At 72.2% G+C, this 12,579-nt stretch carries 15 protein-coding genes; 6 read left to right on the top strand and 9 right to left on the bottom strand.

The window, feature by feature from the left end:
- Positions 1 to 7: 7 nt before the first annotated feature.
- The 4 genes from AC5WAM_RS32060 to AC5WAM_RS32045 form a co-directional block, all read right to left on the bottom strand.
- A complete protein-coding gene (locus AC5WAM_RS32060; protein ID WP_366795879.1) occupies positions 8 to 526 on the bottom strand; it encodes a SixA phosphatase family protein in 519 nt (172 codons plus the stop codon).
- A 129-nt stretch (positions 527 to 655) separates the two neighbouring features.
- The gene (locus tag AC5WAM_RS32055) at positions 656 to 877 is read right to left on the bottom strand and encodes a hypothetical protein (RefSeq protein ID WP_366795880.1); all 222 of its coding nucleotides are present in this window, start codon (positions 875 to 877) and stop codon (positions 656 to 658) included.
- 191 nt (positions 878 to 1,068) lie between these two features.
- Entirely contained in the window at positions 1,069 to 1,185 is a 117-nt protein-coding gene (locus AC5WAM_RS32050) for an SGM_5486 family transporter-associated protein (RefSeq protein ID WP_107065829.1), read from the bottom strand.
- Positions 1,186 to 1,308: 123 nt separating this feature from the next.
- Positions 1,309 to 2,694 (bottom strand): CynX/NimT family MFS transporter, encoded by a 1,386-nt coding sequence (locus AC5WAM_RS32045; RefSeq protein WP_495519668.1) that lies wholly within the window; start codon positions 2,692 to 2,694, stop codon positions 1,309 to 1,311.
- Between the two features lie 149 nt (positions 2,695 to 2,843).
- Between AC5WAM_RS32045 and AC5WAM_RS32040 the strand changes: the two genes are divergently transcribed.
- Complete coding sequence (locus AC5WAM_RS32040) at positions 2,844 to 3,524, top strand: FadR/GntR family transcriptional regulator (RefSeq protein WP_495519667.1); 681 nt, start codon at positions 2,844 to 2,846, stop codon at positions 3,522 to 3,524.
- Positions 3,525 to 3,536: 12 nt separating this feature from the next.
- On the opposite strand, the gene AC5WAM_RS32035 is transcribed toward AC5WAM_RS32040, so the two are convergent.
- The 3 genes from AC5WAM_RS32035 to fabG all read right to left on the bottom strand — a co-directional run bounded on the left by AC5WAM_RS32035 (position 3,537) and on the right by fabG (position 5,538).
- Positions 3,537 to 3,932, bottom strand: coding sequence for a hypothetical protein (locus AC5WAM_RS32035; RefSeq protein WP_366795883.1), 396 nt, complete (start codon positions 3,930 to 3,932; stop codon positions 3,537 to 3,539).
- Positions 3,933 to 4,039: 107 nt separating this feature from the next.
- Positions 4,040 to 4,813 (bottom strand): enoyl-ACP reductase FabI, encoded by a 774-nt coding sequence (gene fabI, locus AC5WAM_RS32030; protein WP_366795884.1) that lies wholly within the window; start codon positions 4,811 to 4,813, stop codon positions 4,040 to 4,042.
- A gap of 5 nt (positions 4,814 to 4,818) precedes the next feature.
- Positions 4,819 to 5,538: a 3-oxoacyl-[acyl-carrier-protein] reductase gene (fabG, locus tag AC5WAM_RS32025; protein WP_366795885.1), complete on the bottom strand. Its 720-nt coding sequence runs from the start codon at positions 5,536 to 5,538 to the stop codon at positions 4,819 to 4,821.
- A 242-nt stretch (positions 5,539 to 5,780) separates the two neighbouring features.
- Here fabG and AC5WAM_RS32020 point away from each other — a divergent pair, with 242 nt between their 5' ends.
- The 3 genes from AC5WAM_RS32020 (at position 5,781) to tyrS (ending at position 10,113) form a co-directional block, all read left to right on the top strand.
- Positions 5,781 to 7,304 (top strand): TldD/PmbA family protein, encoded by a 1,524-nt coding sequence (locus AC5WAM_RS32020; protein WP_495519666.1) that lies wholly within the window; start codon positions 5,781 to 5,783, stop codon positions 7,302 to 7,304.
- Positions 7,305 to 7,392: 88 nt separating this feature from the next.
- Positions 7,393 to 8,787, top strand: coding sequence for a metallopeptidase TldD-related protein (locus AC5WAM_RS32015; RefSeq protein ID WP_495519665.1), 1,395 nt, complete (start codon positions 7,393 to 7,395; stop codon positions 8,785 to 8,787).
- Positions 8,788 to 8,847: 60 nt separating this feature from the next.
- A complete protein-coding gene (tyrS, locus tag AC5WAM_RS32010) occupies positions 8,848 to 10,113 on the top strand; it encodes a tyrosine--tRNA ligase (RefSeq protein WP_366795888.1) in 1,266 nt (421 codons plus the stop codon).
- Between the two features lie 74 nt (positions 10,114 to 10,187).
- Here tyrS and AC5WAM_RS32005 read toward each other — a convergent pair whose 3' ends face one another.
- The gene (locus AC5WAM_RS32005) at positions 10,188 to 10,463 is read right to left on the bottom strand and encodes a GlsB/YeaQ/YmgE family stress response membrane protein (protein ID WP_366792428.1); all 276 of its coding nucleotides are present in this window, start codon (positions 10,461 to 10,463) and stop codon (positions 10,188 to 10,190) included.
- 213 nt (positions 10,464 to 10,676) lie between these two features.
- Between AC5WAM_RS32005 and AC5WAM_RS32000 the strand changes: the two genes are divergently transcribed.
- A complete protein-coding gene (locus AC5WAM_RS32000; RefSeq protein WP_495519664.1) occupies positions 10,677 to 11,066 on the top strand; it encodes a DUF3099 domain-containing protein in 390 nt (129 codons plus the stop codon).
- A 178-nt stretch (positions 11,067 to 11,244) separates the two neighbouring features.
- Positions 11,245 to 11,481: a hypothetical protein gene (locus AC5WAM_RS31995; RefSeq protein WP_138958932.1), complete on the top strand. Its 237-nt coding sequence runs from the start codon at positions 11,245 to 11,247 to the stop codon at positions 11,479 to 11,481.
- A 27-nt stretch (positions 11,482 to 11,508) separates the two neighbouring features.
- Here AC5WAM_RS31995 and moaA read toward each other — a convergent pair whose 3' ends face one another.
- Positions 11,509 to 12,501 (bottom strand): GTP 3',8-cyclase MoaA, encoded by a 993-nt coding sequence (gene moaA, locus AC5WAM_RS31990; protein WP_495519663.1) that lies wholly within the window; start codon positions 12,499 to 12,501, stop codon positions 11,509 to 11,511.
- Positions 12,502 to 12,579 lie beyond the last annotated feature (78 nt).

Here is a 12,579-nt window from a genome sequence, read left to right as displayed (position 1 = left end):
CGTGCCGCTAGGCGGACGGCGCCCAGTAGTCCACCAGCGTCGCCGTGCCGGGCTCCAAGCCCTTCCACGAGCCGGTGTACGTGAGGACGGCGAAGGCCGATGTGGGGAAGCCGCGGCGGTTCATCCGCACCTGGGCGTCGCCCTCGGCCTCTGCGGCGAGGACGTCGGCGAGGCCGTGGACGCCGGGGTTGTGGCCGATGAGGATCAGGTCGCGCACGTCGTCCGGGGTCTCGTTGAGCACGGCGATCAGCTCGCCCGGGGAGGCTTCATAGACCCGGTCCTCGTACACCGTCCGGGGACGCTGCGGGAGTTCCTGGACGGCGAGCTTCCAGGTCTCGCGGGTCCTGGCGGCGGTCGAGCACAGGGCCAGGTCGAAGACGATTCCGGTGTCGGCGAGTTTGCGGCCGGCCACGGGGGCGTCCTTGCGGCCGCGCTCGGCGAGCGGACGCTCGTGGTCGGACACCTGGGGCCAGTCGGCCTTCGCATGCCGGAAAAGGACAATCCTGCGGGGATCTGCGACGCTCATGCGTCCCAGCTTCGCATGAAACACGCCATCGGGCGCAGGGAGTTGGCGGGCTCTCCCGCCAGGGGTGACGGGGCGTTCACCGGGTGTCTCCTGGGGTGGTCAGGGCGCCCGCGACCAGGCACGAACGCCTTACTGGAGGGAGGCGAGAAGCTCCCTGACGCGCTCGAAGAGGTGGGTGACGACGGGCTCGCCGCCGGCCGCGTGGGCGTCCACCGGGTTCAGTATCAGCAGGAGCAGGGCGGCGAAGGCGATCGCGGGCAGGGCGATGGCCCACCACGGGAGCTGGATCTCGACCGCGGCCGGCTCCGCCCGCTGTGCCGGGTCGCGTCGGGTGTGCGCACGGGCCGACATGCCGCCTCCAAGGACCTTCGAGTGCTCCGTGCCGCGTTGTCGCGGCCACATCTCGAAGGTACGGAGTCCCGGGCCCTCGGCCCATCCGGTGATCCACCCAGATAACCCTGACACTGGCCCCCTAGGGGATGGTGGGGCTAGCACCACCATCCCGCGGTGGAGGGCTGGTTCGCCGATGGTCCGGCGGGGCCTCAGGGCGAGGCGACGGACGCGATGATCCCGATGATGACGGTGATGGCCAGCATCGCGCCGAGCACGATGAGGAGCTTCTTCTGGCCGTTCTGGGGGTTCGGGTCGAGCACTGGCATGCCGCAAGTCTCCCATCCCGGGCCCGGGGGCCCGCCGTCGGGGTGCGCGGGCCCGGGCCGGGGTCGCCGACGCCCGCCCTCGGCCCGCGGCGGCCCGCCCCCGGTGGCGGGCGGGCCGCCGGGTCAGGCCGCGGCCTTCGCCGCCACCTCGTCCTCGATCGTGCGGTCGCGGCCCGCCAGGAAGCCGACCGCGATCTGCGGCACCATCAGGCCCGCCATGAGCGCGAGCGGCAGGCCCCAGCCCCCGCTGTGCTGGTAGAGCACGCCCACCAGGAGCGGGCCCGGAATCGAGATCAGATAGCCGGTGCTCTGCGCGAAGGCGGAGAGCTTGGCCACGCCCGCGCTGCTCCTGGCGCGCATGCCGACCATGGTGAGCGCGAGCGGGAAGGCGCAGTTGGAGATGCCGCACAACAGCGCCCACGCCCAGGCACCGCCCGCGGGGGCGAGGTACAGGCCCGCGTATCCGGCGAGGCCGCAGGTGCCGAGGACGACCACGACGGGGCCCTGGTGGGGCAGCCGGGTCGCCACGCGCGGGATCACGAAGGCGAGCGGCACGCCCATGGCCATCGTGACGGCGAGCAGCACCCCGGCCTCGCTCGCGGGCACGCCCGCGTCCCGGAAGATCTGCGGCAGCCAGCCCATGGTGATGTAGGCGGCGGTGGCCTGGAGCCCGAAGAAGCAGGCGAGGGCCCAGGCCGTGCGGCTGTGGGTGATCCTCAGCGCGTCGTCCTCGCGCCGGACGGCGGCCGGGACCCGCTCGGCGGCGGCCGCACCGGTGCCGCGCTCGCGCACCAGCGGCAGCCACGGCACGACGGCGACGACCGCGAGCACCGCCCAGACGCCGAGCCCGGTGCGCCAGCTGCCGCCGAGCGCGTCGGTCAGGGGCACGGTGACGGCGGCGGCCAGGGAGGTACCGAGCGCGAGGGCCATCGAGTACAGGCCGGTCATCGAGCCGACGCGGTCGGGGAACCAGCGCTTGACGATGACCGGCATCAAGACGTTGCTCACGGCGATGCCCATGAGGGCGAACGCGGTGGCGGCCAGGAAGCCCGCGGTGCCGCCGATGAAGGGGCGGATCAGCAGGCCGGTGGCTATCGCGGCCATGCCCGCGCACACCACGGCGCCGGGGCCGAAGCGCCGGGCCAGGCGCGGGGCCTGGCTGCCGAACAGGGCGAAGCACAGCGGCGGCACGGAGGTGAGCAGCCCCGCGAGGGTGCCGCTCATGCCGAGCCCGTCCCGGACCTCCTCGAGGAGCGCGCCGAGGCTGGTGATGGCGGGCCGGAGGTTGAGGGCGGCGAGGACGATGCCGACGACGATCAGGCGCGTCGCCCACGTGCGCGGGGCGGTCGTTCCGCCCGGTTCGACCGGCGCGTCCGCGGCGCCGCGCGCCGGTCCGCCGCCGTGCGCACCCGCCGGCCCCTCCGCGGCGGCCGCCTGCCGCACGGCCGCTCCGGCCGGGCCCGGTGGTGTCATCGTCCCGCGTGTCGTATCCGCTTCCTCACTGACCATGAGAGCCATCATAGAATCATGGGATGATTACCTGTCCAATCCGCGCCGGGCGCACCGGGCCGCCAGGCTGACCGGGTCCGCCGGGCCCACCCGCGCAGTAAGCCCCCCGTGCCCGACGACATCACCGCCGACCTCGCCGAAGGAAGCACATGCCGCTGACCACCCCGCGCCGCTCCGCGCTGTCCGAGCAGGTCATCGCCGCCCTGCGCAATCAGATCTCGTCGGGCGAGTGGCCGGTCGGCTCCCGCATCCCCACCGAGCCCGAGCTGGTCGAGCAGCTGGGCGTGGCCAGGAACACGGTCCGCGAGGCCGTGCGCGCCCTCGCCCACAACGGCCTGCTCGACATCCGGCAGGGCTCGGGCACCTACGTGGTCGCGACCAGCGAGCTGGCGGGCGTGATGCAGCGCAGGTTCGCCGACGCCGACCCGCGGCACATCGCGGAGCTGCGCGCCACGCTGGAGTCGAGCGCCGCGAAGCTCGCCGCCGAGCGCCGCACCGAGCGGGACCTGAAGCAGCTGGACACCCTGCTCGCGCGCCGCGAGGAGGCGTGGGCGTCGGGCGACGCCGAAGCGTTCGTGACGGCCGACGCGACCCTGCACATGGCGGTGGTCGCCGCGTCCCACAACGACGTCCTGACCGCCCTGTACGCGGACCTGGGCGAGGTGCTGCGGGACTGGCTGCGCGAGGACATCGGCCAGGAGCTGACGCCGGCGGCGTACATGGACCACGGCCGTCTCGTCGAGGCGATCCGCGCGCGGGACGCGGACGCGGCGGCCGCCGAGGCGGCCAGCTACCCCTATCTGTGCCACCCGGAGCGGCTCAGCGGCTGAGCGCCGCCGGGGTCAGCGCTGGTGGCTGATCCACACCGAGCGGACCTCTTTCCAGCAGCGGCCCGCGAGCCGCACCGTCATGGCGGGCCCGGCCGCGACCGGACGGCTGTCGCTGTCGATGTCCCACCACCGGTCGCACTCGATGTGCAGCCGCAGGCGGTCGGTGTCGGGGTACGGGTTGTGGCAGTACGCGACGACGTGGGAGCCGACGACGTTGCTGCGGCACTCCGCGCCGAAGGGCCGGTCGGCCGGGGCCGGACGCGGGTCGGGGGCCGCGCTCGCGGGCCGCTCCTGGTGCCCCCGCGCGCGCTGCCCGGCCGCCTGGGACGCCGCGTGGGACACGGCGTCGTACGGCAGGGTGATCAGGAGGGCGAGCGCGGCGAGCGCCGCACCGGGTGACCAGCGCACACTCCAGGGTGCGCGGCCCGGCCCCGGCGCCGCCCGGCCAGCGGGGCCGAACGGGCGACGCCCCGCCCCCGCGCGCTGCGGGAACGGGGCGTCGACGCGTCAGAGGGTCAGGCACCCATCATGTGCACGCCGCCGTCGACGTGGATGATCTCGCCCGTGGTCTTCGGGAAGAAGTCCGAGAGCAGCGCGACGATGCCGCGGCCCGCGGGCTCGGGGTCGGCCATGTCCCACTGGAGCGGGGAGCGGCTGTCCCAGACCTTGGCGAGCTCGCCGAAGCCCGGGATGGACTTGGCGGCCATGGAGCCGATGGGGCCGGCGGAGACCAGGTTGCAGCGGATGTTCCGCGGGCCCAGGTCGCGCGCCAGGTAGCGGTTGGTGGCCTCCAGGGCGGCCTTGGCCGGGCCCATCCAGTCGTACTGCGGCCAGGCGAACTGTGCGTCGAAGGTCAGGCCGACGACCGCGCCGCCCTCCTCCTCCGGCATCAGCGGCAGCAGGGCCATCGTCAGCGACTTCAGCGAGAACGCCGAGACGTGCATGGCCGTGGCCACCGACTCGAACGGCGTGTTCAGGAAGTTGCCGCCGAGCGCGTCCTGCGGGGCGAAGCCGATGGAGTGGACGACGCCGTCGAGGCCGCCGAGCTCCTCGCGGACCACGCCCTCCAGGCGGGCGAGGTGCTCCTCGTTGGTGACGTCGAGCTCGATGACCTTGGCGGGCTTGGGCAGCTTCTTGGCGATGCGCTCGGTGAGCGTGGGCCGCGGGAAGGCGGTCAGGATGACCTCGGCGCCCTGCTCCTGCGCGACCTTGGCAGCGTGGAAGGCGATGGAGGACTCCATCAGCACACCCGTGATCAGGATCCGCTTGCCGTCGAGAATTCCGCTCATGGTGATCAGTGACCCATGCCCAATCCGCCGTCAACGGGGATGACGGCTCCAGTGATGTACGAGGCGTCGTCCGAGGTGAGGAACCGCACCGTGGCGGCGATCTCCTCGGGCTGCGCGTAACGGCCGAGCGGCACCTGCGCCACGATGCCCGCGCGCTGCTCGTCCGTGAGCGCCTGGGTCATGTCGGTGTCGACAAAACCGGGCGCGACGACGTTGAAGGTGATGTTGCGCGACCCCAGCTCGCGGGCGAGCGAGCGCGCGAAGCCGACCAGGCCCGCCTTCGAGGCGGCGTAGTTCGCCTGGCCCGCCGAGCCGAGCAGCCCGACGACGGAGGAGATGAGGACGACGCGGCCCTTCTTGGCGCGCAGCATGCCGCGGTTGGCCCGCTTCACGACGCGGAAGGTGCCGGTGAGGTTGGTGTCGAGGACGGACGTGAAGTCGTCCTCGGACATGCGCATCAGAAGCTGGTCCTTGGTGATGCCCGCGTTCGCGACGAGGACCTCGACCGGGCCGTGCTTCTCCTCGATCTCCTTGTAGGCCTGCTCCACCTGTTCGGCGTCGGTGATGTCGCACTTGACGGCGAGGACACCGACGGCGGCGAGGTCCTGGGGCGGCTCACCCGAGCGGTAGGTGATCGCCACCTTGTCCCCGGCGTCGGCGAACGCGCGCGCGATGGCGAGGCCGATGCCCCGGTTTCCTCCGGTGACGAGAACCGAGCGGCTCAAGGGATCACCCTTCTTCTTGACTGTGTGGTCTCCCGGAAACCTATCGGTCCGGCGCGAGATCCGGAGAATCGGCGTCCGACAGTGGCGCAGATGACTCGCTGTTGGATCCCTACAGAAAGGTATGGCCGAGCGACCGGTTCGCACGCGATGATCGGACCTGACCGGTGCCCGGGGGTGGCCGTGGACCGGAGCAGACGGCGGCGGACCGGAGCCGACCGCAGATGACAGCAGGGAGACGTTCCGTGCCTCATTCCATCGACGAAGCCTTCACGGCGCTGCCGCTGCGGGCGCTGGCCGACGCGGCGCTCGCCCGCGCGCGTGCCCTCGGCGCCGAGCACGCGGACTTCCGCCTGGAGCGGGTGCGCAGCGCCGCCTGGCGGCTGCGGGACGCCAAGCCCGCCGCGTCCTCCGACACCACGGACCTGGGGTACGCGGTGCGGGTGGTGCACGGCGGCACCTGGGGCTTCGCCTCGGGCGTGGACCTGACCATGGACGCGGCGGCACGCGTCGCGTCCCAGGCCGTGGCGATGGCCAAGCTGTCGGCCCAGGTCATCAAGGCGGCCGGGTCCGACGAACGGGTGGAGCTCGCGGACGAGCCGGTGCACGCCGACCGCACCTGGGTCTCCTCCTACGCGATCGACCCGTTCTCGGTGCCGGACGAGGAGAAGACGGGGCTGCTCGCGGACTGGAGCGCGCGGCTGCTGGCCGCCGACGGCGTCGCGCACGTGGACGCCTCGCTGCTCACCGTCCACGAGAACAAGTTCTACGCGGACACGGCGGGCACGGTCACCACGCAGCAGCGCGTGCGGCTGCACCCGCAGCTGACGGCGCACGCCGTGGACGAGTCGACCGGGGAGTTCGACTCCATGCGGACCATCGCGCCGCCGGTCGGCCGCGGCTGGGAGTACCTGACCGGCACGGGCTGGGACTGGGACGGCGAGCTGGCGCGGCTCCCCGAGCAGCTGGCCGAGAAGATGCGCGCCCCGAGCGTCGAGCCCGGCCTGTACGACCTGGTGGTCGACCCCTCCAATCTGTGGCTGACGATCCACGAGTCCATCGGCCACGCCACAGAGCTGGACCGCGCCCTCGGCTACGAGGCGGCGTACGCGGGCACCTCCTTCGCCACCTTCGACCAGCTCGGCAAGCTCGCGTACGGCTCGTCACTGATGAACGTCACGGGCGACCGGACGGCCGAGCACGGCCTCGCGACCATCGGGTACGACGACGAGGGCGTGGCCGCGCAGTCCTGGGACCTGGTCAAGGACGGCACGCTCGTCGGCTACCAGCTGGACCGGCGCATCGCCAGGCTCACCGGCTTCGAGCGCTCCAACGGCTGCGCGTACGCCGACTCCCCCGCCCACGTGCCGGTCCAGCGCATGGCGAACGTCTCGCTCCAGCCGGATCCGGCGGGCCTGTCCACGGACGGCCTGATCAGCGGCGTGGAGCGCGGCATCTACGTGGTCGGCGACCGGTCGTGGTCCATCGACATGCAGCGGTACAACTTCCAGTTCACCGGCCAGCGCTTCTACCGGATCGAGAACGGGCGGCTCGCCGGGCAGCTGCGCGACGTCGCCTACCAGGCGACCACCACCGACTTCTGGGGCTCGATGACGGCCGTCGGCGGCCCGCAGACGTACGTCCTCGGCGGCGCCTTCAACTGCGGCAAGGCCCAGCCGGGCCAGGTCGCCGCCGTCTCCCACGGCTGCCCCTCCGCCCTCTTCCAGGGCGTCAACATCCTCAACACCACGCAGGAGGCCGGGCGATGATCAACTGCGGCACCCACGGAATCGGCTGGGGGTCCGGGGGTTATCCCCCGGGAAAGCACCGTCTCAACACCACGCAGGAGGCCGGGCGATGAGCCCTCGTACGAGCAAGCCGCACGAGATCGTCGAGCGGGCCCTGGAGCTGTCGACGGCCGACGGCTGCGTGGTGATCGCCGACGAGGAGTCGACGGCGAACCTGCGCTGGGCGGGCAACGCCCTGACGACCAACGGCGTCACCCGGGGCCGCACCCTCACCGTCATCGCCACGGTCGACGGGGCCAAGGGCACCGCGTCCGGCGTCGTCTCGCGCGCGGCCGTGACCGGGGACGACCTGGAGCCGCTGGTGCGGGCCGCCGAAGCCGCGGCGCGCGCGGCCGGGCCCGCCGAGGACGCGCAGCCCCTGGTGACCGGCGCCCCGGCGGCTCCGGACTTCACGGACGGGCCCACCGAGACGTCCTCGGCCGTCTTCGCGGACTTCGCGCCCGCCCTCGGCGAGGCCTTCGCCCGCGCCCGGGCGGGCGGCCGCGAGCTGTACGGCTTCGCCAACCACGAGCTGACCTCCAGCTACCTGGGCACGTCGACGGGCCTGCGGCTGCGCCACGACCAGCCGAGCGGCACCCTGGAGCTGAACGCGAAGTCCCCGGACCGCACCCGGTCGGCCTGGGCGGGCCGGGCCACGCGCGACTTCAAGGACGTCGACCCGGCGGCGCTCGACGAGGAGCTGGCCCAGCGCCTGGCCTGGGCGCGGCGGCGCGTGGAGCTGCCCGCGGGGCGGTACGAGACGCTGCTTCCGCCCACGGCGGTCGCCGACCTGCTGATCTACCAGCTGTGGTCGTCGGCGGCCCGGGACGCGGCGGAGGGCCGCACGGTGTTCTCCAAGCCGGGCGGCGGCACCCGCGTCGGCGAGCGGCTCGCCCCGCTGCCCCTGACGCTGCGCAGCGACCCGCACGAGCCGGGCCTGGAGGCGGCGCCCTTCGTGCTCGCGCACGCCTCGGGCGACGACGCGTCGGCCTTCGACAACGGCCTGCCGCTCACCCCCACCGACTGGGTGCGCGACGGTGAGCTGCGGCACCTGATCACCACCCGGCACAGCGCCGCCCTGACCGGCCTGCCGGTGGCCCCGGCGATCGACAACCTCATCCTGGAGGGCGGCTCGGACCGCTCCCTGGACGAGATGGTGGCGGCCACCGAGCGCGGCCTGCTGCTGACCTGCCTGTGGTACATCCGCGAGGTCGACCCGGCGACACTGCTGCTCACGGGCCTGACCAGGGACGGCGTGTACCTGGTGGAGAACGGCGAGGTGGTGGGCGAGGTGAACAACTTCCGGTTCAACGAGTCGCCCGTGGACCTGCTGTCGCGGGCCGCCGAGGCGGGCCGGACGGAGAAGACGCTGCCGCGCGAGTGGGGCGACTACTTCACCCGGGCGGCCATGCCCGCGCTGCGGGTCCCGGATTTCAATATGAGTTCGGTCAGCCAGGGCGTATAACCTCGTAGACCGCACCCTTGAGGTGCACGTACTGATCACTCCCGAGGAGACAAGAGACCTGTGACGGACATCGTCGACGAGCTGAAGTGGCGGGGACTGTTCTCCCAGTCCACCGACGAAGAGGCACTGCGCAAGGCGCTCGCGGACGGTCCCGTCACGTTCTATTGCGGCTTCGACCCGACCGCGGCCAGCCTGCACGTCGGGCATCTGGTGCAGGTCCTGACCGTGCGCCGCCTCCAGCTCGCGGGCCACCGCCCGCTGGCCCTGGTGGGCGGCGCCACGGGCCAGATCGGCGACCCGCGCCCGACGGCCGAGCGCACCCTGAACGACCCGGAGACGGTCGCAGGCTGGGTGAGCCGGCTGCGGGCGCAGATCGAGCCCTTCCTGTCCTTCGAGGGCGAGAACGCCGCGCTGATGGTGAACAACCTGGACTGGACCGCGGGCATGTCCGCGATCGAGTTCCTGCGGGACATCGGCAAGCACTTCCGCGTGAACAAGATGCTCACCAAGGAGTCCGTGGCCCGCCGCCTGGAGTCGCAGGAGGGCATCAGCTACACCGAATTCAGCTACCAGCTGCTCCAGGGCATGGACTTCCTGGAGCTGTACCGGCGCCACGGCTGTGTGCTCCAGACCGGCGGCTCCGACCAGTGGGGCAATCTCACGGCGGGCATCGACCTGATCCACCGCCTGGCGCCGGAGGCGACGGTGCACGCCATCGCCACGCCGCTGATGACGAAGGCGGACGGCACCAAGTTCGGCAAGACCGAGGGCGGCGCCGTCTGGCTCGACCCGGAGATGACGACGCCGTACGCGTTCTACCAGTTCTGGCTGAACGTGGACGACCGGGACATCTCCCGCTACCTGCGCATCCTGTCCTTCAAGTCCCGCGAGGAACTGGAGGAGCTCGAGCGGCAGACCGAGGAGCGCCCGCAGGCGCGCGCGGCCCAGCGCGCGCTGGCCGAGGAGCTGACGACCCTGGTGCACGGCGCCGACCAGTGCGCCGCCGTGATCGCCGCGTCGAAGGCCCTCTTCGGCCAGGGCGACCTCGGTGACCTGGACGCGGCGACGCTGGCCGCGGCGCTCTCCGAGCTGCCGCGCGTCGAGGTCGCCGAGCTGGGCCCGGTCGTGGACCTGCTCGCCGAGGTCGGCCTGGTGGCGAGCAAGTCGGCCGCGCGCCGCACGGTCAAGGAGGGCGGTGCCTACGTGAACAACGCGAAGGTGCCGTCCGAGGACGCCGTCCCGGCCCGCGAGGACCTGCTGCACGGGCGCTGGCTGGTGCTGCGCCGGGGCAAGAAGAACCTGGCGGCGGTGGAGGTCACCGGCTGACCCGGTGAGCGCATGGGGAGGAGGGGCCGGTCCGTGCGGACCGGCCCCTCCTCCCCATGCGCTCCGGGCGCGGTTCAGGTCGTCTGTCTGTTGCCCTTGACCGCCTTGTACAACATGTCGCCGACCGCCACGACCACGAGCGCCGCGCCGAGCTGGAGCGCGTGCCGCCCCCAGTCGATGCCCTTGGTCTCGTCGATGCCGAGTCCCGCAGCCATCCAGTTTCCGAGCACGCCGCCGATGATGCCGAACACGGTCGTCAGCCAGAGCGGACTGTGCTGCTTCCCCGGCAGGATCGCCTTGGCGAGCAGACCGAGCACGAAGCCCACGATGATCGCCCACAACCAGCCCATAGCTGCCTCCTCAGACGGCTCGACATGAGCATTACGCTCAGTGTCGGTCCATCCTCCGTACGGCGCATGTCGGGCTCCGCCATACGTGGCGCGACGCACCGGAGACCGTGGGGCGGGGCCGGACCCGGTCTACGCGACGGCGCAGGTGCGGCGTAACGTGGAGGGGTCCAGGCCGGGGAGGGTCTGGCGCGAACGGGCAGGCGGTGGAATGTGATGCGGAAGCAGAACGGCGCTCAGGTCTTCCGGATCACAGGGGCCAGGCAGGGCCTCGCGGACGACGTGCGGGGACGGCAGCGGCGCTATGTGATCTCGATGTCCGTCCGCACTGTTTCGGTCATTGCCGCCGCGGTCCTCTGGAACGTCGAACGGCACGTCGCGCTCGTCGCGCTGGTGCTCGGAATACTGCTGCCGTACGTCGCGGTGGTGATCGCCAACGCGGGCCGGGAGAACGCGCCTTCGCTTCCGTCAACCTTCGTACCGGCGCCGTCGCGGCCGATGCTGGCCGCCGCCGCGCCCGGCGAGCGGAGCGCGGAATCCGTCTCGGAAGAGCCGCTCGGGGCCGCCCGCGAGGAGCCCCGGGCGCCGTCACGGGAACAGGGCTGACCGACGACGTTACGCCAAGCTCAAGAAAAGCTCAGATCAATCATGGAGTTCCGGTGCCAGGCGGCCACTTGGCCGTGACATACTTCGTACGCGCTCCGCATCCCCCGTCGGAGCGACAGACCGACGCCGGGCAGCTCCCCCCGTGGCTGCTCGGCGTCGCCTTGTTTGGGATGAATACGTGACCGACGAAACCCCCGTCTGCTCCGCCAAGGGCTGCCGTGCGGCCGCCGTGTGGGTGCTCGCCTGGAACAACCCGAAGCTGCACACTCCGGAGCGCCGGAAGACGTGGCTGGCCTGCGAGGATCACCGCGAGCACCTGTCCCAGTTCCTCGGTGTGCGGGGCTTCCTCAAGGACGTCGTCACGCTGGCGGAGTGGGATGCCGCGCAGCCGTCCGGGGACGGCCCGGCGGCCTAGGGTCCGTCCGGCGGGTCGGCGCCGGGGTCAGCCGCCGATCGCCGACATGGGGCGCTCGGGCTGGAGGAACGCCGGATCGTCCAGACCTGATCCCGCCTTTTTGCCCCACATCGCGAGCTTCCAGATGCGGGCGATCTCCTCGTCCGAGCTGTCCGCCGCGCGCAGGGCGGCGCGCAGATCGGTCTCCTCCGTGGCGAACAGACAGGTGCGGACCTGTCCGTCGGCGGTGAGCCGGGTGCGGTCGCAGGCCGCGCAGAAGGGGCGCGTGACGGAGGCGATCACACCGACGCGGTGCGGGCCGCCGTCGACGAGCCAGCGCTCCGCGGGCGCCGAGCCGCGCCGCTCGGAGCCCTCCTCGGTGAGGTCGAAGCGGGTGCGCAGCGAGGCCAGGATGTCACCGGCCGTGATCATGCCCTCGCGCTTCCAGCCGTGCTGGGCGTCCAGGGGCATCTGCTCGATGAAGCGCAGTTCGTAGTCGTGCTCGACGGCCCAGGCCAGGAGGTCGGGGGCCTCGTCGTCGTTGAGCCCCGGCATCAGGACCGTGTTGACCTTCACGGGGGTCAGGGCCGCCGCGCGGGCCGCTTCGAGTCCTTCGAGGACGTCGTGGTGGCGGTCGCGCCGGGTGAGGGTCTTGAAGACGTCCGGGCGCAGGGTGTCCAGGGAGACGTTGACCCGGTCGAGACCGGCGGCCTTGAGGGCCTCGGCGGTGCGCTTGAGGCCGATGCCGTTGGTCGTCAGGGACATCTTGGGGCGCGGCTCCAGGGCGGCGCAGCGCTCGACGATGCCGACGAGGCCGGGGCGAAGGAGCGGCTCGCCGCCGGTGAAGCGGATCTCCTCGATGCCGAGGCGGGTGACGGCGATGCGGACCAGGCGGACGATCTCGTCGTCGGTGAGGAGGTCGGGCTTGGCCAGCCACTGGAGGCCTTCCTCCGGCATGCAGTACGTGCACCGCAGATTGCACCGGTCGGTCAGTGAAACCCGCAGATCGGTGGCCACTCGGCCGTACGTGTCGATGAGCACGTGGCCCCCTCCCCGGTCCGGATCGGTGGTGCGTTCGGTAGTACGCCCTTTGACCATGAGCCTACGTGACGTGACCGA

Source organism: Streptomyces sp. JLYT201 (assembly GCF_059448825.1).
This window is presented reverse-complemented; position numbering and strand designations above follow the sequence as displayed.

What these genes read in the sequence shown, in the direction of transcription:
- AC5WAM_RS32060 (WP_366795879.1), bottom strand. Translation starts at nt 526, where the DNA reads ATGAGCGTCGCAGATCCCCGCAGGATTGTCCTTTTCCGGCATGCGAAG.
- AC5WAM_RS32055 (WP_366795880.1), bottom strand. Translation starts at nt 877, where the DNA reads ATGTCGGCCCGTGCGCACACCCGACGCGACCCGGCACAGCGGGCGGAG.
- AC5WAM_RS32050 (WP_107065829.1), bottom strand. Translation starts at nt 1,185, where the DNA reads ATGCCAGTGCTCGACCCGAACCCCCAGAACGGCCAGAAGAAGCTCCTC.
- AC5WAM_RS32045 (WP_495519668.1), bottom strand. Translation starts at nt 2,694, where the DNA reads ATGGTCAGTGAGGAAGCGGATACGACACGCGGGACGATGACACCACCG.
- AC5WAM_RS32040 (WP_495519667.1), top strand. Translation starts at nt 2,844, where the DNA reads ATGCCGCTGACCACCCCGCGCCGCTCCGCGCTGTCCGAGCAGGTCATC.
- fabI (WP_366795884.1), bottom strand. Translation starts at nt 4,813, where the DNA reads ATGAGCGGAATTCTCGACGGCAAGCGGATCCTGATCACGGGTGTGCTG.
- AC5WAM_RS32015 (WP_495519665.1), top strand. Translation starts at nt 7,393, where the DNA reads ATGAGCCCTCGTACGAGCAAGCCGCACGAGATCGTCGAGCGGGCCCTG.
- AC5WAM_RS32005 (WP_366792428.1), bottom strand. Translation starts at nt 10,463, where the DNA reads ATGGGCTGGTTGTGGGCGATCATCGTGGGCTTCGTGCTCGGTCTGCTC.
- AC5WAM_RS32000 (WP_495519664.1), top strand. Translation starts at nt 10,677, where the DNA reads ATGCGGAAGCAGAACGGCGCTCAGGTCTTCCGGATCACAGGGGCCAGG.